Below are 23,535 nucleotides of genomic sequence, written 5' to 3'. Positions count from 1 at the left end.
CTGACCTTCAAATTGGTCAATTTGATTGGATTAATCTGACCGGCATCCCGCCGGCCTCTATCCTCGGGGGCAAGAGAGCGGTGGGCCGTCTAGGAACGCGAGCTTCCCGGTCTCGTACCCGTGCCTTTTGCGGGCGCTCGATGAACGATTGCCGCCATAGGGATTCCCCGCCGAAGGCCGGGGTCGCATGAGCGATGGAGCATGGGGTAGGGAGTGGAGGAGGGCAATCGGGTGCCAAAGCCGGGCAGATCTGCCAGCCATCGTCCGTGTGGTTCGCGGGGCGAGCGGCGCGGCCCTGGCGGAATTCTCCGCAGGCTGTTGCGATGATGTGACCGGGCGGCTAGTCCGATGGAACGGGCACCCGCCGCCCGGCGGAAGGAGGCCCTGCATGTCCCGAAAGCACGACCTGACCTATGGCAGCCACTTGCAGCTGGCCCGGCTCCTCGGGGCCATGGACCCGGTATCCGACGTGCCCGACGAGGTCCTGTTCATCACCCAGCACCAGACCAGCGAGCTGTGGATTCGACTGATGCTGCACGAGTTGGAACAGGCTCGGAACGCCATCTCCAAGCGCCATATCCCCGCCGCGACCAAGGCACTGGAGCGTGTTGCCGTGGTGTTGACCCACCTCGTGGCAAGTTGGGACGTGCTGCGGACGTTGGCGCCCGAGGACTTTTCCCGTTTCCGGGGCGCGTTGGGCTCTGCGTCCGGATTCCAGTCACACCAGTACCGCCTCCTTGAGTTCATGCTTGGCAATCGGGTGCCGTCGCGGCTTCAGGAACACGGAGCCAACCGGGACGCCATTGCGTTACTGGAGGCAGAGCTTTCCCGTCCTTCGATCTACGAGGGTCTTTCGGTGTCAGTCGCTGGTGAATTGCAGGTAACGCTCCCGCCGGATGCGTTCCGTCGCGATGCCCCGCATACGGCACATCCGTCGATCCTCCAGCTTTGGCGACGGGTCCAGGATCCGGACGCCGGACATGCCGGGTATCGCGCGCTGGCCGGGCAGTTGGTGGAGATCGAGGACCGGTTCCGCTGCTGGCGGTTCAACCATGTGACCACCGTCGAACGGGTGATCGGAACCCGGCGCGGCACCGGAGGGACGAGCGGCGTCGGTTATCTGCGCAAGATGCTCGATGTGGAGTTGTTCCCCGAGCTCTGGCAACTGCGCGCCGAGATCTGACCCGGCAGGGTGCTTTTCAATCTGGGGTATCTTCCCTAGCGTGCCTACAGGCAAGCCAACTCATTGGCAGGATCATCGGAGGATTTCATGAAGACCAGTCTGATACTCGCGGCCGGAGCATTGCTGTTGGTGGCCGGATGCGGCGCGACGGGAAACAACACCACCTTTGCAGAGACAACTGAAACCGTCTCCTTGTCCGGCACGATCGATGCGCTGGACCAGTCCAACCGCACATTCCGGGTGCGGGATGGCCGCACGGCGGTCACCTTCCGAGCTGGACCGCAGGTGCAGAATTTCGGTGAGCTGGAGGTCGGAGACACGATCGCGATCGAGTACTACGAGTCCATCGCCGTGGGCATGGCGGATCCGTCCGATCCCGGCACGGCCGTTGGCGAGGTCGTGATGGGCCGCGCAGCACCCGGAGAGCGGCCGGCCGGAGGCGCGATCGGGAGCGTGACTGCCGTGGTTGAGTTGATCTCCTACGACGCTGCCACCGATCTCGCGACGGTAAAGCGGCCGGATGGCGAGACCGAGACCGTCCTCGTGCCGGATGACCTCATTCCCTTCGTCGCCGCGCGGTCGCCGGGAGACAACATCGTGGTCGCCATCGATCGGGCGGTCGCGGTTGCCGTCACCGAAACAGAGTGATTCATGGCGCCGCCGAACGGGCCGTCACGGTTCCTTTGTTGGTGGCACAGGATCTGTGACTGCCCGCCGATCGCCCCGCGGGCAGTCTTTTCGTGAGGGTCCCACACCCTGTTGCAATAGACCGGTCGTTCTGCTGCTGGGCGCCAGGCTTTAAATGGCGGCGGTCGCGGCTACTGTCGGTGTTCTCCGAGAAACCCCGGGCGCATCAGTCTCGGCGGCTCGGGCGACGTCGGGATGCAATACCTGCGACGGCAACTGGCTATTGCGACGGCCTAGGGGCCACCTCGGCGGGGATTGGAACATCGCGAGATGTGCAGAGCGGGCCAAGGTTAAAAGGCGCGTCAGTGCGGGCCGTATGCTACCCTCGAACACGGCGCCACACGCCTCCTTCCATGCTGCCACGACGATGTGATGGCGTGGGCGCCATACTCTACAATGCCGGATCAGGTGGTCGCATTGGGGCGCCATCCCCCGTGTGACAGGGAGCGGCCAAAGCAGGCCGTGTTGCGCGGTGCCGAACTGACGAAGCGAGCACTTTGCTCACTTCTGCCGGTGGGCCTCCACCGTTTTCTTGGCCATGATCATGGGAAGGACGATCCCGGCAATCAACGCGCCGATCCAGACGAGCAGCGTCGCGATCAACCAGGTTGAAATGCCCTGGATTTGCATGCCGCCCACGATGGCGTTTGTGATGAGCAACCCGACGAAGGTTGTAACCAGCGCGACACCGCCTTTCAGAGCGGGGATGTTCTTCTCGGACATCCGCGTGATCAGCGGGCCGACAACGATTTCGATCAGCGACAGCAGCAGCGTCGCGACGATGAAACCCTTTGCGGTGAAGGTGAAGGAATCGCCCAGCACGAGGCTGGCCACGAGCAACCCGACGGCATGGGCCAAAATGTAGATAGCTGCGGAGATAAGCGTGCGAACCATCTGGTCCTCCTTCGAGTTGCCTTGCCGGGATATTAGCCTCGCATGACGGCATTCCAAGCGGTAAATTGCCGGGCCATGCAAGGATGCCGCCCTTCAGGCCCTTGAACCTTCTATCTTTTGTCGCATTGCTGGACTAGATTCCGCGAATACCACACCGGGGGAGGTCCCCAAAGGAGCGCACCATGCCTATTCTGCATATATTCTGGTCCATATTCCTCATTTTCATGCTTGCCGCCTGGATCTGGACACTGATCGCGGTGGTCAGTGACATTTTCGCAAGCGAGGATCTCAACGGCATGGGCAAGGGCCTTTGGATCCTTGGTGTCATTATCGTGCCCTGGCTTGGTGTGCTGCTGTACCTCATCATTCGTGGCGACGGCATGCAGGAGCGCAACCGGAAGGCCGCCGAAGCCATTCAGGACGCGCAGAAGGCCTATATCCAGGACATGGCCGGTACACGGTCCGCCGCCGACGAACTCGCCAAGCTGGCCGAGTTGAAGGAAAAGGGCGTGATCAACGAAGAAGAGTTCCAGGCCCAGAAAGCCAAGCTTCTCGGCTGAGTGACGCAGGTCAAACGGGCCGGATCGTATCCGGCCCGATAGCGATTGAACGTCCGGTGGGGTCGGGTAGTATCTGGGTCCCTGACCGGCGGCACGGATATGCGGCCCTGACTTGATACCGGAGCGGACGGGCATGCCGAACCCTCACCTGGCGAACACGGTTCTCAGCCTTGTGCTTGTCGTGTTGATCGGCTGGCTCCTGGTGATCGGCAAGGGCATCCTGTTGCCGATCTTCACCGCCGTGATCGCGGTCTATATCCTGAATGCAAGTGCCATCAGCCTAGGCAAACGCCCGGTGATCGGATTGCTGCCGGCCTGGGCTCTTCGAATTCTCGCCCTGCTGTTCTTCACCCTGTTTGTCGTGGCGATCGGGCTGATTGTCAGCGTGACAGTGGACGAGTTGCTGCGGGTCACCCCGACCTATCAGCAGAACCTCGAAATCCTCGTGTCACAGATGGCGGGCATGGTGGGGTTGCAGGACGACCCCTCCTGGGAGGAGATCCGCGACGCCACGGTTGATCGCGTGCGCCTGCAAAGCCTCTTCAGCACCCTTCTGTCATCTCTCACCAGCTTCGGCGGTTCGATCTTTTTCGTCGTGGTCTATGCCGGCTTCCTGCTGGGCGAAAGCAAGCGTTTTGCGCGACGGGTCGAAGCCGCGCTTCCGGCGGACGAGGCCCACCGGCTGCTGGAGATTGTCACCGATGTGAACCGGCGGATCGGCGAGTACCTCGCGGTGAAAACGCTGATCAACATCATTCTCGGCGTGATCTCTTACAGCATCCTTTGGGCAATGGGCGTCGATTTCGCCGCTTTCTGGGCAGTGATCATCGCGCTGCTGAACTACATTCCCTATGTCGGATCGCTGATGGGGGTGGTCTTTCCTGTGGTCCTGTCGCTGGCCCAGTTCGGGTCGTTCTTCACCACCGCACTGCTGGCGTTGCTGTTGACCGGGGCGCAAACCTATGTCGGCAACGTCATGGACCCACGTATGATCGGCCGGCAACTGAACATGTCGCCGTTCGTTGTCCTGGTCGCTCTGTCGGTCTGGACGGCCCTGTGGGGCATCCCGGGCGCGATCCTCGCAATCCCGATGACCTCGATGATCACGATCATCTGCGCGGCCTTTCCGGGCACACGTTTCATCGCGGTGATCCTGGCCGATGAACCCGGCAATCTGGAGCCGGACCAGATCCGGGACGAGCCACTGCCGTAGGCGGCCACAGGGCAATCCCGGACGAAAGCGCCTTTGCTTCCAGGGGCATGATTCGTCCGAAACCGGTGCGGATTTCTTCGCGACGGGCAGAATTCGCTGTCCAGCGGCTTTCGGGTCGGAAAACCCCACATGTTTTCTTTCAACAGGTTATGCCGGCACCTGGCGATGGAGAACTTTTTTCAGTTTTCTATTGCCGAAACCGGTTTCGGGTCTTTCAGTGGCGGCAGGGAGAGATTCTATGGCGCAACCAGCTGCGGGAAAGACTGCCGGAGGCCCAAGGCGGCCCCGTGTCACTATTTCCGATGTGGCTCAGGAACTTGGCCTGACGAAGGGCACGGTTTCGCGGGCGCTGAACGGCTATGCGGACATCTCCGAAAGCACCCGGAATCGGGTTCTGCATGCGGCGGAGGCGATGGGATATCGCCCCCTGAGCCACGCTCAGGCGATCCGCACCGGCAAGGTTCGGTCCGTCGGCCTTGTCCTGCAACTGAACCAGCATGACGGCCACCGGCCTTTCCTTCAGGATTTCCTGTCCGGGATCAGCGAGGCCGCTTCTGCCGCGGACTGGACCATGACCATGGCCACCGCCTCCTCCGACGAGGACACGCAGCGATTGCTGGCAAAGCTCGTGGCCGAACACAAGGCAGACGGATTCATCCTGCCGCGAACGTATATGGTTGATGCCCGGGCCGAGTTCCTGCGTGCCGAAGGCGTGCCCTTCGTCCTCTTCGGGCGCACGCGCAAGGAAGAAGGATGCGCCTGGTTCGACGTGGAGAGCGAAGCCGCGATGGAAGAAGCCGTGCGCATACTCCACGGCCTCGGCCACCGACGGATCGGGTTTGTGCCCGGGAGCCGGGAATACACGTTCTCGGTGATCCGGCAGGAGGGGTACGAGGCAGGGTTGCGGCGTTGCGGATTGCCGTTCGATTCCGATCTGGTGGGCCGCGATGCGCTGAGCCGGGCCAGTGGTGCCGAGGCCACGCGGGCGCTGCTGTCGCTGCCGGAACCGCCCACGGCCATCGTTTTCTGTGTGGATCGCGCGGCGATCGGTGCATACGAGCCGGCGCATCTTGCTGGGCTGGCCATTGGCCACGACCTTTCAGTGATCTCCTATGACGGGATTCCGGAGGGCGGGCTGGTATCGCCGAAACTCTCCACCTTCTCGGTGGACATGAAACACGCCGGCGAGCGCCTTGCGCAGCTCCTTATCCGCCGGATCGAGGGAGAGGCCCCCGAGACCCTGCGCGAAACCGTCCGCGCCCGTTTTCTCGCCCGTGGATCCCACGGGCAGCCAGCCTTGTCATCGGCGGACGTTGCCCGCCGTGTCAAATCAGCACTGAATTACTAGGGAGGAACAGATGTTCAAGAAATCTACACTTCTGGCCGGAACGGCCGTTGCGCTTGCCATGTCGGCGATCGCTGCCAATGCCGATGGCATCCGCTTCTGGACGACAGAAGACCAGCCTGCGCGCATGGAGAGGCAGCAGAAGATGGCCGAGGATTTCGCGGCCGAATCCGGTATCGAGGTCGAGGTGATCCCGGTCTCCGAAAAGGACCTTGGCACCCGCGCGACGGCCGCCTTCGCAGCCGGCGACCTGCCGGACGTCATCTACCACCCGCTGTCCTACGCCTTGCCGTGGGCCGAAGCCGGTATTCTCGATACCGACGCCGCGACCGAGGTGCTCGATGCGCTCGGGCGCGACACCTTTGCGCCGGGCGGCATTGCGCTGGCAGCTGTCGAGGACGGCGTGGCTGCCGTTCCGGTGGATGGCTGGACGCAGATGATCGTCTACCGCAAGGACAAGTTCGAAGAGGCCGGGCTGGAGCCGCCGACCACCTTCGCCAATGTTCTCGCCGCGATCGAGAAACTGCACAATCCGCCGGAGATGTACGGCTTCGTGGCCGCCACCAAGGTGGACGAGGCATTCATGAGCCAGGTGCTGGAGCATGTGTTCCTCGCCAACGGTGTTTCACCGGTCAATGCAGACGGGTTTGCCGAGCTTGACGAAGCCAAGACCATCGAGGTGCTGGAGTTCTACAAGGCACTGATGGAGGCCTCTCCGAAAGGCGAGTTGTTCTGGAAGCAATCGCGGGAGATGTATTTTGACGGCAAGGCCGCGATGATCATCTGGTCGCCGTTCATCCTCGACGAACTGGCCGGTCTGCGCGACAGCGCCCCGCCGACCATCAACGACGACCCGACATCCTCGGAACTGGCCTCGCTGACCGGTATCGTGACGACCTTTGCCGGGCCGTCGAACCCTGATGGCGCAGCATGGGGCGATACCCGCTACCTCGGCATTACCAACGACGCGGATACCGAGGCGGCGATGGATTTCGTCAAGTACTCCATGGATCAGGGGTACATGCAGACCCTCGCAATCGCGCCGGAGGGCAAGTTCCCGGTTCGGAAGGGGACCGCGGACGAGCCCGCCAAGTTCACCGAGGAATGGGCCCAGCTGGACGTTGGTGTGGACCGGAAGGCGCCGCTTTCCGAGCTTTATGCGCCGGAGATGATCGACGAGATCGTCGGGGGGCTCGATGTTGCCCAGCGTTGGGGTGTCAAGGAGGGGCAGCTGGCATTGGCCTCGAAGATGATCAATGCGCAGGTCTTCAACCGTCTGGTCCGCGAATTCGCCGATGGTGAGCGGGATGCCGCCGCGACCGTTGCCGCGCTCAACGAAGAACTGGCCAAGATCCAGTAGGTACCAACCGGCCCCGGGGATCTCTCCGGGGCCGTCCTCCTGAACCGGTCGAACCGCCGATGGCCGGCGACCAGTGGAGACTACAATGACAACCGCAGTACCTCCGAAAGGTACAGGCCCGCTCGCAAAGCGCGAGGCGCGTCTGGCCTGGGGACTTCTGTTCCCGACGATTTTCAGCGTGGCGATGGTCATCATCCTGCCGTTGCTGTCGATTTTCTGGATTTCGTTCAAACCGATCGGGCTCGCGGACCTGCGTCCCCCGGTGCCCGTGGTGCGCGAACAGGTGCGCGGAAGACCGGCTGCGGCCGGCGATTCGGCGACCATAGAATACCGTTTGCGGAATTCCAGCCAGGACAAGGCCATCAAAGGCGTGACGCTGGAGGATGACTGGCCTCCCGGCCTGACCCTGACCGGCGAGGTCCCGGAGGGCTGTGCGCTGAACGGGCAGACCTTTTTCTGCGACTTCGGGGACATCGATCCGAAGTACAACAATCGGATGAAGATCGAGATCGAGGTTGGCCAGGCGTTTTTTGACTGGGGCGGCGACCCGAAGGACAGCGAGCCGATTGTCACCGGCACGGCCGATTTCATCCTGACCAATTCCGAGTTCACTCTGGAGAACTTCGCACGCATCTTTGACGGGTCCGAGTTCTGGTCGGTGTTTGGCGTAACCATGTTCTACACCCTCTTCGGGACGATTGGTGCCCTGGTTGTCGGGCTGTTCGCCGCCATGCTGCTGAATCAGGAGTTTCGCGGGCAGGGGATCTTGCGTGGGCTCTACCTCTTTCCCTACGTGGCGCCCGTGATCGCGGTGGCCTTCACCTGGGTCACGCTTTTTGATCCGACTTCCGGCTCGGCGAACGAGTTGCTGATCCGCATGGGCGTGACCGACGAAGGTATCAATTTCTTCGGTCAGAAACCGTTGGCGTTGATCATGGTGACAATCTTTGAGATCTGGCGGTACTTTCCGCTCAGTTTCCTCTTCATCCTCGCCCGGTTGCAGTCGATCGACAGCGACATGTACGAGGCGGCGGATATGGACGGGGCCTCACCGTTCCAGAAATTCTGGTATCTCAGCCTCCCGATGCTGCTGGGGATCCTGAGCGTGCTCTTCCTTCTGCGCTTCATCTGGACCTTCAACAAGTTCGACGACATCTTCCTGCTCACGGGCGGCAACGCGGGCACCCGGACGCTGACGGTGAACGTCTACGAACAGGCCTTCGCGGTCTCCAACATCGGCGCGGGAGCGGCGGTTGCCGTGGTGGTCTTCGGCTGCCTGCTCGTGTTCTCGATCTTTTTTTTCAAGTTCATCAGCCGTGAGGAGGGCCTCTGAATGTCTGCTCTTCGCAAGGGAAACATCGTCGGCCCGGTCATCGGCCTGCTCTGGCTTCTCGTGATCGCCACGACCGTGGCCGTGATGATGTCCTTCATCACCGGCGCCGCATTCAGGCCGGGCCTCATCGGATCGCTCCTCATCGGGACTGGACTGGGCGCCGCCGCGCTCAGGGTCAAGGATAAGTGGCTGCTGATCGGCGGAGGCGCTGTCGCGACCTTCGTGTTGATGATGATCGACTTCGGTCCCGTCCTGACCGGCGACGGCGTGACCTTCGTCCACAAGATCCTCACAGCGGTCCTTATCGGTATCGGCGCGGGCTGGCCGTTGCATTCCATGCTTGGCGGACACCCGACAGGTGAGATGAACAGGCACGAGTTCGAGGAGATCGTGATCCGTTTCCTCACCGGGTTCGGCTACGTTTTCTTCACCGCCATCGTCGTCATCCCTTTCTACGTGATGGTCATGACCTCGCTGAAATCGCAGCAGGCGCTGCTGCAGAATCCGCTTGATTTCACCGTGGACCTGAGCCGGGGGTGGGGGCTCTTCCGCAGCTACCACGAGTTGTTCCGGGACTTCAATTTCGGCTCCTACCTGTGGACGTCCTTCATCGTTTCGGTGATCACCGTCTTCGTGACGCTGCTGTTCTCAGTGCCGGGCGCCTATGCCGTCGCCCGGTTGCGGTTCAGGGGCGCGGCGGCGTTCTCCCGATCAATCCTGATGATCTACATGGTGCCGATGATCGTCGTCGCCTTGCCCATCTACATCGTCTTCTCGATGACCGGGCTCAGGAACTCTCTCTTTGGCCTCGTCCTGATCTATCCCGTCACGACGATTCCCGTTTCGCTCTACATGTTGCAGGGCTATTTCCGGGGGTTGCCAGCCGAAGTCGAGGAGGCGGGACTGATGGATGGCCTCAGCCGGTTGGCCGTGATCTGGAAGATCACCCTGCCACTGTCGCTGCCCGCGCTGGCCTCGGTCTCCCTCTATGTCTTCATGATTGCCTGGAACGAGTTCCTGCTGGCCTTCATGTTGCTGGATGATCCCTCCAAGTTCACGCTGACACGGGGGGTTGCGTCGCTCAACTCCTCGGAGGTTCCACGGCAACACCTGATGGCCGGCGCGGTGATCGCGACCGTGCCCATCATGGTGCTCTTCCTCGGGTTGGAAAAGTTCATGACCAAGGGCCTGACTGCCGGATCGGTCAAGGGGTAGGGCCAATGACCTTTTTCCGAAACCGATCCGATGTCATGGCAGCAGCGGGCAGCCCAGGGCCGCCATCGGCGGGGACGCCAACGGGCGCGGATTGGGCCGCGGACGGCACAGGCGAGACCGGCCCCCTGTTGCCCGGAGCAACCTGCAAGATCACCTCAACACCTATCCGAGCGCACCTCACATGACCTACGAACACCTCGACGAAGAGGCCCGGCAGATCCTTCGCGACAACGACCGGGGCGGCTATACCGTGCCCACCTCGGGCCTCTATCCCTACCAGTGGAACTGGGACAGCGCCTTTGCGGCCTGGGGGTTCTCCACCTTCGATATTGACCGGGCCTGGGTCGAGCTTGAGACCCTGATGGCCTCGCAATGGGACGACGGGATGGTGCCCCATATCATCTTCCATCGCGTTGTTCCGGAGTATTTCCCCGGGCCAGACGTCTGGGGAGCCGGGGGCAACCCGCCGACCTCGGGCATCTCTCAGCCCCCCATCGCCGCCACCATGGCGCGAGCGGTGTACGCGGCAGACATGGTCGCCGGCCGCCCCCGGCTGGAGGCGATGTACGACGGGCTGTTGAACTGGCATCGCTGGTTTATGAGGGCTCGGGTTGACGACGGGATGTGCTGCATCACGCACCCTTGGGAGTCGGGCCGCGACAACGCGCCGGACTGGGACGAGGGCATGAGCAATGTCGACACCTCCGGCGTCGGCGCCTACCAGCGCCGTGACACCAGCCATGTCGACAACGACATGCGCCCCACGAAGGAGCAATACGACCAATACCTCGCGCTGCTCTATTTCAGCCGGGATTGCGGCTGGGATATCGAGACCATCAACCGGACTTCGCCGCTGCGCATCGCGGATCCGGGTATGACCTTCATGCTCCTGCGTGCGCACCGGGACCTGAAGTGGATCGGCGATGCCTTTGGCCGGGACACGACGGAGATCGATGGCTGGATCGACACGATGGTCGAAGGGGCCGGGCGGCTCTGGAACCCGGATGGCGGCTATTATGACAGCTTCAACATGCGGACGGGGGCCTTCACGGGCACGCTCTCCTGCGCGTCCTTCTATTGCTGGTACGCGGGGATCGACGACCAGCGGATGCTGCCGCATCTCGACCGGATTCTCGCGGCGGTGAAATACCCGATCCCCTCCTATGATCCGGACGGGCCGGGCTTCGACCACATCCGCTACTGGCGCGGTCCTGTCTGGGGCATGGCCAACAGCCAGATCGGCGCCGGTCTGACAGAGATGGGGTATGCCGAGCACGCCCGGAAAATCCGCGAAGGAACCCGTGCCGTGATCGCGGATCACGGCTTTGCCGAGTACTTCAGCCCCGTCGACGGTACCCCCGCCGGCGGCCAACATTTCACCTGGACCGCGGCTATCTGGCTCACTTACGCCTCGCCGCAAGCCAAGGGAGGGTTTTGATATGGGAGCCATCACGCTCAGGGCCGTCGAAAAGTGGTACGGCGATGTGCAGGTCATCAAGGGGGTCGATCTGGAGATCCAGGATGGCGAGTTCGTTATCTTCGTCGGCCCGTCGGGCTGCGGAAAGTCGACCCTTCTGCGGATGATCGGTGGCCTGGAGGAAACCTCGCGCGGCCAGATCCTGATCGACGGCAACGACGTCACCGACCACCCGCCTGCCAAGCGTGGTCTGTCGATGGTGTTCCAGTCCTATGCGCTCTACCCGCACATGTCGGTTGCACAGAACATGGGCTTTTCGCTCAAGACGGCCGGCGCGCCGAAGGCGGAAATCGACAGCAAGGTGAACGAGGCCGCGCGGATCCTGAAACTGGAACCCTATCTCGACCGCCGTCCCAAGGATCTTTCCGGCGGGCAACGCCAGCGGGTGGCCATTGGCCGGTCGATCGTGCGCGACCCGACGGCGTTCCTTTTCGATGAGCCGTTGTCGAACCTCGACGCGGCGCTACGTGTGGAAATGCGCTACGAGATCGCAAAGCTCAGCCAGAACCTGAACACAACGATGATCTACGTCACCCATGACCAGATCGAGGCGATGACACTAGCAGATCGCATCGTAGTGCTGGAGTTCGGGACCATCGCCCAGATCGGCACCCCGCGGGAGCTGTATGAACGCCCTGCCAACCTTTTCGTGGCGCAGTTCATCGGGTCGCCGAAGATGAACATCCTGCCCTGCACGACCGGCGACGGACGTTTCAACCTTGAAGGTGGTCGCGGAGGGGACTACGCCTTGTCAGGAAATGCCGTCAGCGTTGGCGCACGGCCGGAACATATCTCTCTCGGAGAAGAGGGCGAAGGCAATTGTGATGGCACGGTGGATGTTGTCGAATACCTCGGCGCCGACACCTATGTCATTATCGACGGTGGCCCGCTGGGGCAGATCACCGTCCGGGGATCGTCGCAGGATCCTCACAAGCCGGGCGACAGGGTGGGTCTCGTCTTCGACCCGCAGTGGCAGTTGTTCTTCGATGCCGACGGTCTTGCCGTAACCGCCTGAGGGAGGCGCAGCGAAGACCTATGCAGATTTCCGATCCCGAGGGCTTTCTCCGCGATCTGTTCGATATTGCGGTGGAAGTGGCTGATCCGATGGCAATGATCCCGGCCCGGCTACCGGAGAAACCGAACGGTCGGGTGGTGGTGATCGGTGCAGGGAAGGCGTCGGCGCGGATGGCGGAGGCCGTCGAAAGCGCATGGGGGCCGTGCGAGGGATTGGTGATTACCCGCTATGGTTACGATCGCCCCTGCCAGGGGATCGAGATCGTGGAGGCGGCGCATCCCGTTCCCGACCAGGTTGGCTTGGAGGCTTCAGCGCGAATGCTGGACTTGCTGGAGGGGTTGGGCGAGGACGATTTCGTGCTCGCGCTGATCTCTGGCGGGGCCTCGGCGCTGCTGGTGCAACCGGCAGGCAGGATCACTCTGGAAGAGAAGCAGGCCGTGAACGCGGCCCTACTGTCCTGCGGCGCGCCGATTGACCGGATGAACACCCTTCGCAAGCACCTGTCCCGGGTGAAGGGCGGGCAACTTGCAGCGGCGGCCTTCCCGGCAAAGATGCTGACACTCATGATTTCCGACGTGCCGGGAGACGATCCGGCCTACATCGGGTCCGGCCCCACGGTAGGCGATGCCAGCACGATCGAGGATGCCCGCGCAATCATTGCGCAGTGGAGCATCCCGGCCCCGGCCTCCGTTCAGGAGGTTCTTGCCGCCAGGACCGGCGTCGTGCCTCCGGGCGATGAACGCCTGTCCCGGGTGGAGAACATGGTCATTGCCGCGCCGTCGCAGTCGCTGTTCGCAGCATCTGCGCGGGCGGAAGAGGCTGATTGCGATATCCGACTGCTCGGTGATGATCTCGAAGGGGAGGCGCGCGAGGTTGCAAGAGAACATGCCGAGCTTGCCAAGAGCCTGCGCGGGCCGCGCCCCATGCTCCTTCTCTCCGGCGGAGAACTCACGGTGACCCGGACCGGCGATGGCGTCGGCGGACCGAATGCGGAATATGCGTTGGCGCTCGCGCTCGCCCTCGACGGCGCGCCGGGGATTTACGCAATCGCCTGTGACACCGACGGCGTCGATGGTGCGGCAGAGGTCGCGGGCGCCGTGGTGTCGCCGGAAACCTTGTCGAAAGCCGCAGCGGCGAAGCTCGATCCCGAAGCCGCCCTGATGCAAAATGACGCCCACTCTTTCTTCGAGACACTGGGCGATCAGGTCGTCACCGGTCCGACGTTGACCAATGTCAACGATTTCAGGGCCATCCTGGTGCTTCCTTCGTGACGCATAGCGGGGGGACATCGCGGCAACATCCGTCCGCGATGTCGCGCTGCTGCTTGCCGGGTCGGGTTTGGCTCCCTACATGGGCCGGATGAGACGTTTCCTGCCATTTTTGAAAAAACCGCCGGTGATCTCGGTCATTCGGTTGAACGGCATGATCGCCGCAGGTCAGCGCGGCCTGAACGATGCCTCTACTGCAACGATGATCGACCGGGCCTTCACGAAGGGCAAACCGAAGGCCATCGCATTGGTGATTAACTCACCCGGTGGCTCGCCTTCGCAATCCTCCCTTATCGTGGCCCGGATTCGCCGTCTGGCCGAGGAAAAGGAACTGCCGGTGACCGCCTTCGTGGAAGATGCTGCAGCCTCCGGTGGGTACTGGCTGGCCTGTGCCGCCGACGACATCATCGTGGACGAGAATTCGATTGTCGGTTCCATCGGCGTGATCTCCGCATCCTTCGGGTTGCACGAGATGATCGCAAGGATTGGCGTGGAGCGCCGTGTTCACACCGCCGGAAATTCCAAGAGTTTCCTTGATCCGTTCCGACCTGAAAAGGAAGAGGACGTCGAACGCCTGCGCGCGCTGCAGGACCAGATCCACGCGAACTTCATCAACCATGTGAAAGCCCGCAGGGGAGATCGGCTCGACAGTGAGCGCGATCTCTTCACCGGTGACATCTGGGTTGGCCGCCAGTCCGTCGACGTCGGGCTGGCCGACGGGATCGGACACCTTGTTCCAACGATGAAAGACCGGTATGGAAATTTGGCAAAATTTGTAATTCACGGGCCGCGTCGCGGCCTTCTGCGTAGGTTTGGCCTGTCGATTGCTGCGTCTGCGACGTCGGAACTTGAAGAAAGGGCCCTCTGGGCGCGCTACGGCCTCTGATGCTGGTAAAGATCGTCACCTTCTTCCTGATTGGTATCGCGGCGCTGGCCATGTTCGGGCGGTTGCGTTGGCCGGGTGCTGCGCGGCGCAGGGACAAGGGTGGGCCGCGACCGCCCAAGCCGCGGAAATGCAAGGCCTGCGGGTCGTATGTTGTAGGCAAGGGCCCATGCCCCTGCGGAAAAGGATGATCGAATGGTAACGGATGTCGCCCTGGCCTGCCTGGGGCTGGTTATCCTGCTGCTGGCGGGTGATGCGCTTGTCCGTGGCGCGGTCAATCTTGCGCTGCGGTTGGGCATCCCGGCGTTTCTTGTCTCGCTGACCATTGTTGCCTTTGGCACATCGGCGCCGGAACTTCTGGTGTCGGTGCAGGCGATCCTGACCGGGGCTGCCGGAATCGCGCTTGGCAACGTGATCGGGTCCAACATCGCGAATGTTCTTCTGGTGCTGGGTGTGCCGGCAATGATGACCGGGCTCCATACATCCGGCTGCGATACCCGGAAGACCTATGTCATGATGATGATCGCCACGGTCGTCTTCATCGGGCTTGCCTATACCGACCTGTTCAACTGGTTGGACGGCACGGTATTGCTGCTCTTGCTGGCCGTACTTCTGGGCGACGCCTTCCGGACCGCCATTGCCCACCGGCGGGATACGAAGGCCGCGGCCTGCGCTGCGGGTGACGATCTCGAGGACCTTGAAGGTGCCGATGCCTCCATGCCGGGATGGAAAGTCGCGCTTTTCCTTGTGCTCGGGTTGATCGGATTGCCGCTCGGCGCCGACTTGCTGGTCGATTCCGCCGTCAACATCGCCGAGGAACTGAACGTACCGGACACCGTGATCGGCCTGACGCTCGTTGCGCTCGGGACGTCGCTTCCGGAACTCGCAACAACCGTCATGGCGGCGCTGCGCGGTCAGACCGAAGTCGCGATCGGCAATGTCATCGGTTCGAACCTCTTCAACCTGCTTGCCATTATCGGGATCGCGAGTTTCGTCGGCCCGATCCCTGTGGCGCCCGAGACCCTGCAACTCGATATCTGGGTCATGTTCGCGGCCTCCGCCATTCTGTTCCCCTTCGTGTTCATGAAACGGGACATGGGACGGGGGACAGGTGTGGTCTTGACGGCAGGCTATGTGGGCTACCTACTGGTTGTTATTATCTGATCGCAAGCGAGGGCGAAGATGACCGATAACCGGGCTTTGGTGACCGGCGCGGCCAAGCGGATTGGTCGCGCGATGGCCTGGTATCTGGCCGGGCGCGGGTATGACGTGGCGGTCCATTTCCACGGATCCCGCGAGGCCGCGGACAGCCTTGTGCAGGAAATCCGCTCGATTGGCCGGTCCGCGGTCGCGGTGCAGGCTGACCTCACCTTGGAGAGTGACATGCAACGGTTGCTCCCGGAGGCCTCCGCGGCGCTGGGGGGGGCGTTCAACCTATTGGTGAACAACGCGTCCATCTTCGAGATGGATCGCATTGGCGCCTCTACCCGTGAAAGCTGGGATCGTCATCTCGAGTCCAACCTGCGGGCGCCCGTAGTCCTGACGGAGCATTTCGCCGCCCAGGCTCCGCCCGCCATCTACGACCACCGCCAGGAGCCGCTCTCCCAGTCGCTCGTGGTGAACCTTCTGGACCAGAGGGTGCGCAAGCTCACGCCGGCCTTCATGAGCTACACCGTTGCCAAGATGGGATTGTGGGCCTTCACGCAGACTGCGGCGCAGGCGCTGGCGCCAAGGATCCGGGTCAATGCCATTGGCCCCGGCCCGACGCTCAAGGGCGCGGAACAGGACGAGGCGCATTTCGTGGCGCAGCGGGCCGCCACGGTCCTGCAACGTGGCTCCAACCCCGAAGATATCACGGCGGCCCTTGGCTATTTCCTGGATGCACCGGGCGTGACCGGGCAATTGCTCTGTGTCGATGGTGGGCAGCACCTGGCGTGGAAGACTGCAGACATCCTCGACGTGTCCTGAAACGACCGCAGCCTTGCAAGTCACTTATGCACCAATCGCAGCCCAGTCACATTCCTGTTAGGAAACTGATAGGAAAATCAAACATTTGGGGTGCGACCAAAAATATCTTCAATGTTTTCAGCAGTTTATGTTTCCGCCCTTTTTTTAGGCAGGTTAATCAATCCCCTTTTTTTTAAGGGTCTTCGACCCACCCAAAGGGGCTTGTCCCGAGGGTTATCCACAGAAAAAGTGGACATGTTTGCGGTTGCCACACCCGTCGGTACATTGCAGCGATCCGTGGGAATCGATGAGTTAGCGACAAGGCGAGCGACGTGGGAGAAAAGACGACCCCGAACGACCACGCAGCAGCCCCCACGGGCTATGACTGCATTCAGGGGTACCTGAAGACGCTGGATGCCTCTCCGGGTGTCTATCGGATGCTGGATGGTGAAAGCCGTGTGCTCTACGTCGGTAAGGCGCGCAACCTGAAGGCCCGGGTGTCGAACTATTCCCGTCCGGGTGGGCACTCGCCCCGGATCGCGCGGATGATCCGCGAAACCGCCTCGATGATGTTCCTGACAACCCGCACCGAGGCCGAGGCGCTGTTGCTTGAACAGAACCTGATCAAGCAGCTCAAACCGCGCTACAACGTGTTGCTTCGGGACGACAAGTCCTTCCCCAATATCCTCGTGGCCAAGTCTCATGACTTCCCTCAGATCAAGAAACATCGCGGTGCGAAAAAGGAGAAAGGGGCCTACTACGGTCCCTTCGCTAGTGCCGGGGCAGTCAACCGGACGTTGAACCAGTTGCAGAAGGTGTTCCTCCTGCGGAACTGCACCGATGCCACGTTCGAAAGCCGTACGCGCCCCTGCCTGCTCTACCAGATCAAGCGGTGCAGCGCGCCATGTGTCGGCCACATCACGGCCGCGGAATACGGGGGGCTGGTGGGCGATGCGGAGCGATTCCTGCAAGGCAAGTCGACCAATATCCAGGCCGAACTCGCCGAACAGATGCAGCAGGCCTCCGACGCGATGGAATTCGAACGCGCGGCGGCGCTGCGGGACCGGATCAGGGCCCTGACGCAGGTTCAGGCCGCGCAGGGAATCAACCCTCGCGGCGTGCCGGAGGCGGACGTGGTCGGGTTGCACATGGAAGGTGGGCAGGCCTGCGTTCAGGTTTTCTTCATCCGCGCCAACCAGAACTGGGGAAACCATGATTACTACCCGCGCACGGGGGGGACGCAATCGCCGGGTGAGGTGATGCGCAGTTTTCTGGGGCAGTACTACGACGGCAAGGAATCGCCGCGGCAGGTGATCCTCAGCCACGACATCGACGACAAGGACCTGCTGGCGGACGTTCTCTCACAAAAGGCCGGTCGCAAGGTCGAGATCCTGGTGCCGCAGCGTGGCGAGAAAGCGGAACTGGTGGCCGGCGCACTGCGCAACGCGCGGGAATCGCTGGGGCGCAAGATGTCGGAATCGGCGGCACAGACGAAACTCCTGAAGGGCCTTGCCGATGCCTTCGGCCTCGCGGGGCCGCCAAGGCGGATAGAGGTCTACGACAACTCTCACATCCAGGGCACGAATGCCGTCGGGGGCATGATCGTGGCGGGGCCGGACGGCTTCCTCAAAAGCCAGTATCGCAAGTTCAATATCAAGGGGGAGGACCTGACCCCCGGCGACGACTTCGGCATGATGAAGGAGGTGCTGACCCGTCGGTTCAAACGCCTGTTGAAAGAGGATCCGGACAGGGAGTCCGAGGCCTGGCCCGACCTGCTGCTGATCGACGGTGGCGCCGGGCAGGTCAGCGCGGTGGCGGAAATCCTGGCGGAGCTTGGGGTGGAAGACGTGCCTTTTATCGGCGTTGCCAAGGGGGTCGACAGGGACGCCGGCAAGGAGGAGTTTCACCGCCATGGCGAAAATGCCTTTGCGCTGCGCCACAACGATCCAGTGCTCTACTTCGTGCAGCGGCTTCGGGACGAGGCGCACCGTTTCGCCATTGGCGCGCACCGACAGAAACGGTCGAAGGCTGTTGGTGCGACGCCACTGGATGATATTCCCGGAGTGGGCGCGACGCGAAAGCGGGCGCTGCTATCGCATTTCGGATCAGCCAAGGCGGTGAGCCGGGCGAACCTGCAGGATCTGAAGGCGGTCGACGGGATCTCGGCCGGGCTTGCCGAGAAGATCTATGATTTCTTCAACGAGCGCGGTTGAGGGCTGAACATGCCATCCTCGGGACTTTCGCCCGCCATCGGCCTCGGGTAGGACGGATGCATGATCTGGACAATTCCCAATATCCTGACCGTAGTGAGGCTGCTTGCGGCGCCACTGGTCATCCTTGTCTTCCTTGTCCTGCCGCACCCCTACGCCGACTGGATCGCGCTGGTGCTCTTCGTGGGCGCTGCGATGACCGACTGGTTCGACGGCTACCTGGCGCGGGCCTGGGGGCAACAGACCAAGCTGGGCACGATGCTCGACCCGATCGCGGACAAGGCGATGGTGGTCGTGGCACTGGCCGCGTTGCTGGCGCTGGTGGGGATGGATGCGCTGTTGGTGATCCCGACCGCGCTGATCCTGTTCCGCGAGGTTTTTGTCTCCGGGTTGCGGGAGTTCCTCGGCGACACGGCGGGGACGTTGAAGGTGACCCGGCTCGCCAAGTGGAAGACGACGGTGCAGATGGTGGCGATCTCGGTCCTGTTCCTGCACGGGATCTTCGAGCACAAGGTCGGGATGGTGACATTCGGAATGGATCAAAACCTGATCAACGGAGTTCTGAACGGCGATGTCGAGGACCTCTATGGACTTCTCGCCAACCTGCGGGCCATGGCTTTCGCCTGGTGGGCGGGCATTGCCCTTATCTGGTTGGCGGCGATCCTGACAGTCATGACCGGGTGGGACTATTTCCAGAAGTCGCTGCCCTATCTGAAGGACTGACGCGATGATCGACGTTCTGTATTTTGCCTGGGTGCGGGAGCGGATTGGCGTTCCAAGGGAGCGGCTGGAGACAGAGGCCACGACTGTTGCCGCGCTGGTCGAGGAACTGCGCGCGCGTGAGGAGCGCTACGAGGTGGCGTTTTCGGACCTCGCTGCCCTGCGGGTGGCGGTGGATCAGGAACTGACCGGGTTCGACGCCTCGCTGGAAGGCGCCCGGGAAGTGGCCTTCTTCCCGCCGATGACGGGTGGCTGATGGAGATCCGGGTCCAGCAGGAGCGTTTCCGCGCCGGCGAAGAGCTCGATCGCTTCACGGCTGGCGTTGAACATGCTGGTGCCGTTGTGAGCTTCACCGGGGTCGTGCGGGACGACAGCGGCGAGATGGCCGAGATGGTGATCGAGCATTATCCGGGTATGACGGAGAAGGCCCTTCGAGAGATCGCCGATCAGGCACTGGAGCGATGGTCGTTGGCGGATGCGCTGGTGATCCACCGCTACGGGCCGCTCGTGCCGGGCGAACAGATCATGATGGTTGCCACGGCGTCCCGGCACCGCAAGGACGCTTTCGAAGCGGCGGAATTCCTGATGGACTATCTGAAATCTCGCGCGCCATTCTGGAAGATGGAGCGCGGGCCCGACGGCGAAAGTTGGGTTGCCGCGAAGGACGACGACGAAGACGCCCTGAACCGCTGGTAGCCTCAGGCGTCGTCGCGCATCCGCTCGACATAGAGCCGAAGCTCTTCTGCCTCTTCTCGCGCATCGCGCAGGCCATCCATGGCCGCCTGCAACTCTGCCTCGGTCTGCGTGAGCTGGTTGGTCAACTCCGCCTCGCGCTGCTGCATGTAGGTGATGGCCTGATCGCGCGTTTCCTCGGCCTCGTGCAACGACTGGGCCATCTGGTCCAGTTCGCTCATGTCGGACTGGGTGACCCGCGTGACGCGGTGGATGATCCAGGAGGCAAACCATCCCAGCAGGAAGGCCACGAACAGGACCGCGGCGGTCGCAAGGATGAATTCGGAGCGGTTCACTGGTTGTCCTCCGTGGAGTGTTCGGTGTCGTCCGCGGCGCCGGACGTGGCGTCCAGATCTGCCTCCGCGTCGGCGCTTTCGTCGGTGGCCTCGGCCGTGTCTTCGGTCGTCGTATCGGCATCCGGCACGGTCGCCTGCTCGCCGGAAGTGCCGGCGTCCTCTGCCGTCTCTGCCGCTGCATCGGCGGCCCTTGCATCCTCGGCGCGGGCCTCGGTTTCGGGGGTGATCAGGCGGAACTCGATGCGCCGGTTGGCCTCGCGGCCTTCTTCGGTCTCGTTGTCGGCGATCGGTGTGGACTCGCCGTAGCCCATCGCGGCAATCTTCGAGGTCAGAACCCGCCGCGCGACAAGCGCCTCCAGAACGGCATCGGAGCGCTTCTGCGACAAATCCAGGTTCATCTCTTCGCGCCCCTGGCTGTCTGTGTGTCCGGCAATCTCGATCGACATGTCGACGTCCTTGCATTGCTTCAGGACATCCGCGATCTGGTTCACCGTGCCAATGGCGGAGGCTTCGATATCGGTGGAGCCGGGTGCGAAAGTGATCTTGGAGGCCGCGAGGATTTCGTTGATCTGGTCGACGCATTCGTCGGGGGTCGGCAACGCGGCGACAGGGTCGAGCGCCTCGTCATAGGTCACGTCGATGCTGTAGTTCTGTGCTTCGCCCAGCTTCTCGGAGAGGATACGGGCGATCTCCGCCCTGGCGTCCTTGTCGCCGGTGGTGCCGTGGATCTCGATGACATCTTCCTGCACCACCGCGGCGCCCTTGCTCAGTTCCGCAAGCGATTGCAGCGCGGCAAGCACCCGCACCGGCCATTCCGGCGGCAGGTCCTCGTCGATCCGGGCTGCCATGTAGACGTCTTCATGCCCGAACCGGGCCTTGGCAAAGCTCGTCACGGTCTCCCGGACCACGTCGTTGTTGATCCGCCCCCGCAGTTGAACCTGACCTTCGGGGCTGCGCGTGGCGGTGAAGACGGCAGGGCCATCGGCATCGTCCTCGCCGGCGACTTCCGGTTTCTCGGGCAGGACCGAGGACAGCGAGAACACGTCGGGCAGGTTGGATTCCAGCTCACCGACAACGCGGTCAAAGACCGCTTGCGGTGTCTCCTCTGTTGCGACCAGCGTCACGTCGGCATCAGAGAAGGTCACCGAGCCGCCGGTTTCGGCCACAGCCGCGATTCCCAGAACAACGGCATCGGCCCAGTCCGGTGTGGGGACGCCGAGGCCCAATGTACAGTCGACCTCGCCTTCGAGCCCGGCCTCGACCGCCGCCTCGACGATCTTCTCCCGCTCCCGGGTGTTGTCGACGGAGCAGGCATCGAAACGCGCGCCGGTGCTGTCGACGAGGAATCGCAGGGTGAACGGCGTGATCACCGGGCGCGGGGCTGAAATCGAAAAGCTCAGAGCGATGGATTTCGGGACCCGGCGGGCGAGCGCGGATTCGAGTTGCTGTTTCTCCGCCTCTGAGTTGCTGATTGCCGTCACGTGAACCGCCCCGGCAGAGATGGAAACCTTGGAACGCGGTAAGCGCCCGACCGCCTCGATCCCGAAATCGACGGCAGTCGTCCATCCGCGCGGTTCCGGATAGCTGGCGGATTCCAGCAGGTCGATGACCTCCGCACCCTGTGCGAGAGCATTGATCTCGGCGACCATTTCAGGACGATTGAGGCTCTCCGGCACGAGGCCGATCAGCGTGATGCCCTCGTCGTTTCGCAGGATCTCGATGGAGTAGCGTGGCGGTGCCAGCGGCTTGGACGGCTCGATCGTGGTGCCGTCGACGATCCGCGTGGCATCGACCATCTTCCCGGCCACGTGAAGGGCATTGAAGCGGCGCGCCTCCGTGGGCGCGATGCCGCCGATATGCACCTGCAACCCGTCGGTATGAACGTCCGCCCAGTCGTGCTCGGCCTCGATAAGCGCGACCGCGACGGCCTGTCCGGAGCGTTCCTCGATGATGTCGGCGGCGAGCGTCGCGACATACCAGCAGCCCAGGGCGGCCAGGATGAGCGACGTCGCAGAGATGATTTTAGGCCCAAGGCGCATCAGGTTGTTCGTTTCCCGCTTCTGGTGGAGCAGTCTTAGATGGCCGGGATGGCGGGATCAATCTCTGGCAGGGGGGCAGACCGGGCGGATTTACGCCTGCGGTCGGTGCGATCGTCGTTGAAAGGCGGAAAACCGATGCGTCAGACCAGCAGAGCCAACACCTGGAAACCAGTGAATATCAGCCCGGTCGTGCGCAGGGCGCGGAACTGCGTGAGGCAGGACGCCGGGTCCGTTATGTCGAGATTGCCCATCAGCCACATCATGTGCAGACCCATCCCCCATGCACCGACCAGTGCCAGCGCCAGCGCGAGCGGGTTGCCCATGGGCGTATAGGCCAGGATTACGCCGACCGTCATCATCAGCATGGTGACCATCATGAAGAGCCGCAGCCAGGAGGGGGTATCGTCGCCAAAGAGCCGCGCGGTGGACTTTACACCGATCAGCGTGTCGTCCTCGATATCCTGGTGGGCGTAGATCGTATCGTAGAAGACCGTCCATGCCACACCGCCGAAGAACAGGAAGAACGGGGCCGGAGAAAGCTCACCGGTGTGGGCGGCCCAGGCCACCAGGATCCCCCAGTTGAGGTTCAGCCCGAGGATAAACTGCGGCCACCACGTGAATCGCTTGCCGAAGGGATAGAGCGCCACAAGCAGGACCGATGCCGCCCCGATGCCGACGGCCGTCCAGTTAAATGTGAGCAGGACAAGCAGCGCGAGGAATACCTGAACACCCATCCAGATCGTCGCGTTCTTCACGGTGATCTGGCCCGACGGCAACGGACGGGAGCGGGTACGCTCGACGCGGGCGTCGATCTCCCTGTCGGTGATATCGTTCCAGGTACACCCGGCCCCGCGCATGAGCATGGCACCGAGAACCACGGCGACAAGAATCCACCAGTCGAAGGCACGCCATCCGGTCGCCGCCGCGGCGGCCAGCAGGCCCCACCAGCTGGGAATGATCAACGTCCAGAAACCAATCGGCCGGTCGGCGCGGGACAGCCGCAGGTAGGGGCGCGCGACGGCGGGAGAGAAGCGGTCCACCCAATTGCCATCGACGGCATCGGCAACCACGCCCGGAATGCGGGCGTTGGCCGGGTCGGTCCGGTCTTCGGAGGTACTGTTGGCTGGCGTCTGCTGGGTCTCGGTCATAAGGTCTGCC

At 62.7% G+C, this 23,535-nt stretch carries 22 protein-coding genes; 18 read left to right on the top strand and 4 right to left on the bottom strand.

The window, feature by feature from the left end:
* Window positions 1-388 precede the first annotated feature (388 nt).
* Together CLV78_RS12910 and CLV78_RS12905 are read left to right on the top strand one after the other, a co-directional pair.
* Window positions 389-1,183: a tryptophan 2,3-dioxygenase gene (locus tag CLV78_RS12910; RefSeq protein ID WP_106205226.1), complete on the top strand. Its 795-nt coding sequence runs from the start codon at window positions 389-391 to the stop codon at window positions 1,181-1,183.
* An 87-nt stretch (window positions 1,184-1,270) separates the two neighbouring features.
* A complete protein-coding gene (locus tag CLV78_RS12905; protein WP_106205225.1) occupies window positions 1,271-1,831 on the top strand; it encodes a hypothetical protein in 561 nt (186 codons plus the stop codon).
* 540 nt (window positions 1,832-2,371) lie between these two features.
* Here the strand turns inward: CLV78_RS12905 and CLV78_RS12900 are convergent.
* A complete protein-coding gene (locus CLV78_RS12900) occupies window positions 2,372-2,764 on the bottom strand; it encodes a phage holin family protein (RefSeq protein ID WP_106205224.1) in 393 nt (130 codons plus the stop codon).
* A gap of 182 nt (window positions 2,765-2,946) precedes the next feature.
* Between CLV78_RS12900 and CLV78_RS12895 the strand changes: the two genes are divergently transcribed.
* The 16 genes from CLV78_RS12895 to CLV78_RS12815 all read left to right on the top strand — a co-directional run bounded on the left by CLV78_RS12895 (window position 2,947) and on the right by CLV78_RS12815 (window position 20,006).
* Window positions 2,947-3,324, top strand: coding sequence for an SHOCT domain-containing protein (locus tag CLV78_RS12895; RefSeq protein WP_106205268.1), 378 nt, complete (start codon window positions 2,947-2,949; stop codon window positions 3,322-3,324).
* 133 nt (window positions 3,325-3,457) lie between these two features.
* A complete protein-coding gene (locus CLV78_RS12890) occupies window positions 3,458-4,537 on the top strand; it encodes an AI-2E family transporter (protein WP_106205223.1) in 1,080 nt (359 codons plus the stop codon).
* Window positions 4,538-4,775: 238 nt separating this feature from the next.
* Complete coding sequence (locus CLV78_RS12885) at window positions 4,776-5,885, top strand: LacI family DNA-binding transcriptional regulator (protein ID WP_106205222.1); 1,110 nt, start codon at window positions 4,776-4,778, stop codon at window positions 5,883-5,885.
* A 10-nt stretch (window positions 5,886-5,895) separates the two neighbouring features.
* On the top strand, window positions 5,896-7,242 hold the full coding sequence (locus CLV78_RS12880) for an ABC transporter substrate-binding protein (RefSeq protein ID WP_106205221.1): 1,347 nt from the start codon (window positions 5,896-5,898) through the stop codon (window positions 7,240-7,242).
* 85 nt (window positions 7,243-7,327) lie between these two features.
* Window positions 7,328-8,575: a carbohydrate ABC transporter permease gene (locus CLV78_RS12875; RefSeq protein ID WP_106205220.1), complete on the top strand. Its 1,248-nt coding sequence runs from the start codon at window positions 7,328-7,330 to the stop codon at window positions 8,573-8,575.
* The gene (locus CLV78_RS12870; protein WP_106205219.1) at window positions 8,576-9,790 is read left to right on the top strand and encodes a carbohydrate ABC transporter permease; all 1,215 of its coding nucleotides are present in this window, start codon (window positions 8,576-8,578) and stop codon (window positions 9,788-9,790) included.
* 181 nt (window positions 9,791-9,971) lie between these two features.
* A complete protein-coding gene (locus CLV78_RS12865; protein WP_106205218.1) occupies window positions 9,972-11,228 on the top strand; it encodes an MGH1-like glycoside hydrolase domain-containing protein in 1,257 nt (418 codons plus the stop codon).
* Between the two features lies 1 nt (window position 11,229).
* Complete coding sequence (locus tag CLV78_RS12860) at window positions 11,230-12,282, top strand: ABC transporter ATP-binding protein (protein WP_106205217.1); 1,053 nt, start codon at window positions 11,230-11,232, stop codon at window positions 12,280-12,282.
* 20 nt (window positions 12,283-12,302) lie between these two features.
* A complete protein-coding gene (locus CLV78_RS12855) occupies window positions 12,303-13,553 on the top strand; it encodes a glycerate kinase type-2 family protein (RefSeq protein WP_106205216.1) in 1,251 nt (416 codons plus the stop codon).
* A gap of 88 nt (window positions 13,554-13,641) precedes the next feature.
* Complete coding sequence (locus CLV78_RS12850) at window positions 13,642-14,436, top strand: S49 family peptidase (RefSeq protein ID WP_106205267.1); 795 nt, start codon at window positions 13,642-13,644, stop codon at window positions 14,434-14,436.
* Window positions 14,437-14,628: 192 nt separating this feature from the next.
* Window positions 14,629-15,597 carry a calcium/sodium antiporter gene (locus tag CLV78_RS12840; RefSeq protein ID WP_106205214.1) on the top strand — a complete coding sequence of 323 codons (969 nt, stop codon included), beginning with the start codon at window positions 14,629-14,631 and terminating at the stop codon, window positions 15,595-15,597.
* 18 nt (window positions 15,598-15,615) lie between these two features.
* Window positions 15,616-16,401, top strand: coding sequence for an SDR family oxidoreductase (locus CLV78_RS12835; protein WP_106205213.1), 786 nt, complete (start codon window positions 15,616-15,618; stop codon window positions 16,399-16,401).
* A 311-nt stretch (window positions 16,402-16,712) separates the two neighbouring features.
* Entirely contained in the window at window positions 16,713-18,593 is a 1,881-nt protein-coding gene (uvrC, locus tag CLV78_RS12830; protein WP_106205212.1) for an excinuclease ABC subunit UvrC, read from the top strand.
* A 60-nt stretch (window positions 18,594-18,653) separates the two neighbouring features.
* Window positions 18,654-19,313: a CDP-diacylglycerol--glycerol-3-phosphate 3-phosphatidyltransferase gene (gene pgsA, locus CLV78_RS12825; protein ID WP_106205211.1), complete on the top strand. Its 660-nt coding sequence runs from the start codon at window positions 18,654-18,656 to the stop codon at window positions 19,311-19,313.
* A gap of 4 nt (window positions 19,314-19,317) precedes the next feature.
* The gene (gene moaD, locus CLV78_RS12820) at window positions 19,318-19,566 is read left to right on the top strand and encodes a molybdopterin converting factor subunit 1 (protein ID WP_106205210.1); all 249 of its coding nucleotides are present in this window, start codon (window positions 19,318-19,320) and stop codon (window positions 19,564-19,566) included.
* Window positions 19,566-20,006: a molybdenum cofactor biosynthesis protein MoaE gene (locus CLV78_RS12815; RefSeq protein WP_106205209.1), complete on the top strand. Its 441-nt coding sequence runs from the start codon at window positions 19,566-19,568 to the stop codon at window positions 20,004-20,006. The genes moaD and CLV78_RS12815 overlap by 1 nt, the downstream gene beginning before the upstream one ends.
* Before the next feature lie 2 nt (window positions 20,007-20,008).
* Here the strand turns inward: CLV78_RS12815 and CLV78_RS12810 are convergent, their stop codons facing one another.
* The 3 genes from CLV78_RS12810 to ubiA form a co-directional block, all read right to left on the bottom strand.
* Window positions 20,009-20,338 (bottom strand): hypothetical protein, encoded by a 330-nt coding sequence (locus CLV78_RS12810; RefSeq protein ID WP_106205208.1) that lies wholly within the window; start codon window positions 20,336-20,338, stop codon window positions 20,009-20,011.
* On the bottom strand, window positions 20,335-22,377 hold the full coding sequence (locus CLV78_RS12805) for an OmpA family protein (RefSeq protein WP_106205207.1): 2,043 nt from the start codon (window positions 22,375-22,377) through the stop codon (window positions 20,335-20,337). The genes CLV78_RS12810 and CLV78_RS12805 overlap by 4 nt, the downstream gene beginning before the upstream one ends.
* A 140-nt stretch (window positions 22,378-22,517) precedes the next feature.
* Window positions 22,518-23,525 carry a 4-hydroxybenzoate octaprenyltransferase gene (gene ubiA / locus CLV78_RS12800; protein WP_106205206.1) on the bottom strand — a complete coding sequence of 336 codons (1,008 nt, stop codon included), beginning with the start codon at window positions 23,523-23,525 and terminating at the stop codon, window positions 22,518-22,520.
* Window positions 23,526-23,535: the final 10 nt, after the last annotated feature.

This window comes from Aliiruegeria haliotis, assembly GCF_003003255.1.
Classification (GTDB): Bacteria; Pseudomonadota; Alphaproteobacteria; order Rhodobacterales; family Rhodobacteraceae; genus Tropicimonas; species Tropicimonas haliotis.
Note: the sequence above shows the minus strand (reverse complement) of the source record. Positions and strands in the feature narration are given on the sequence as shown.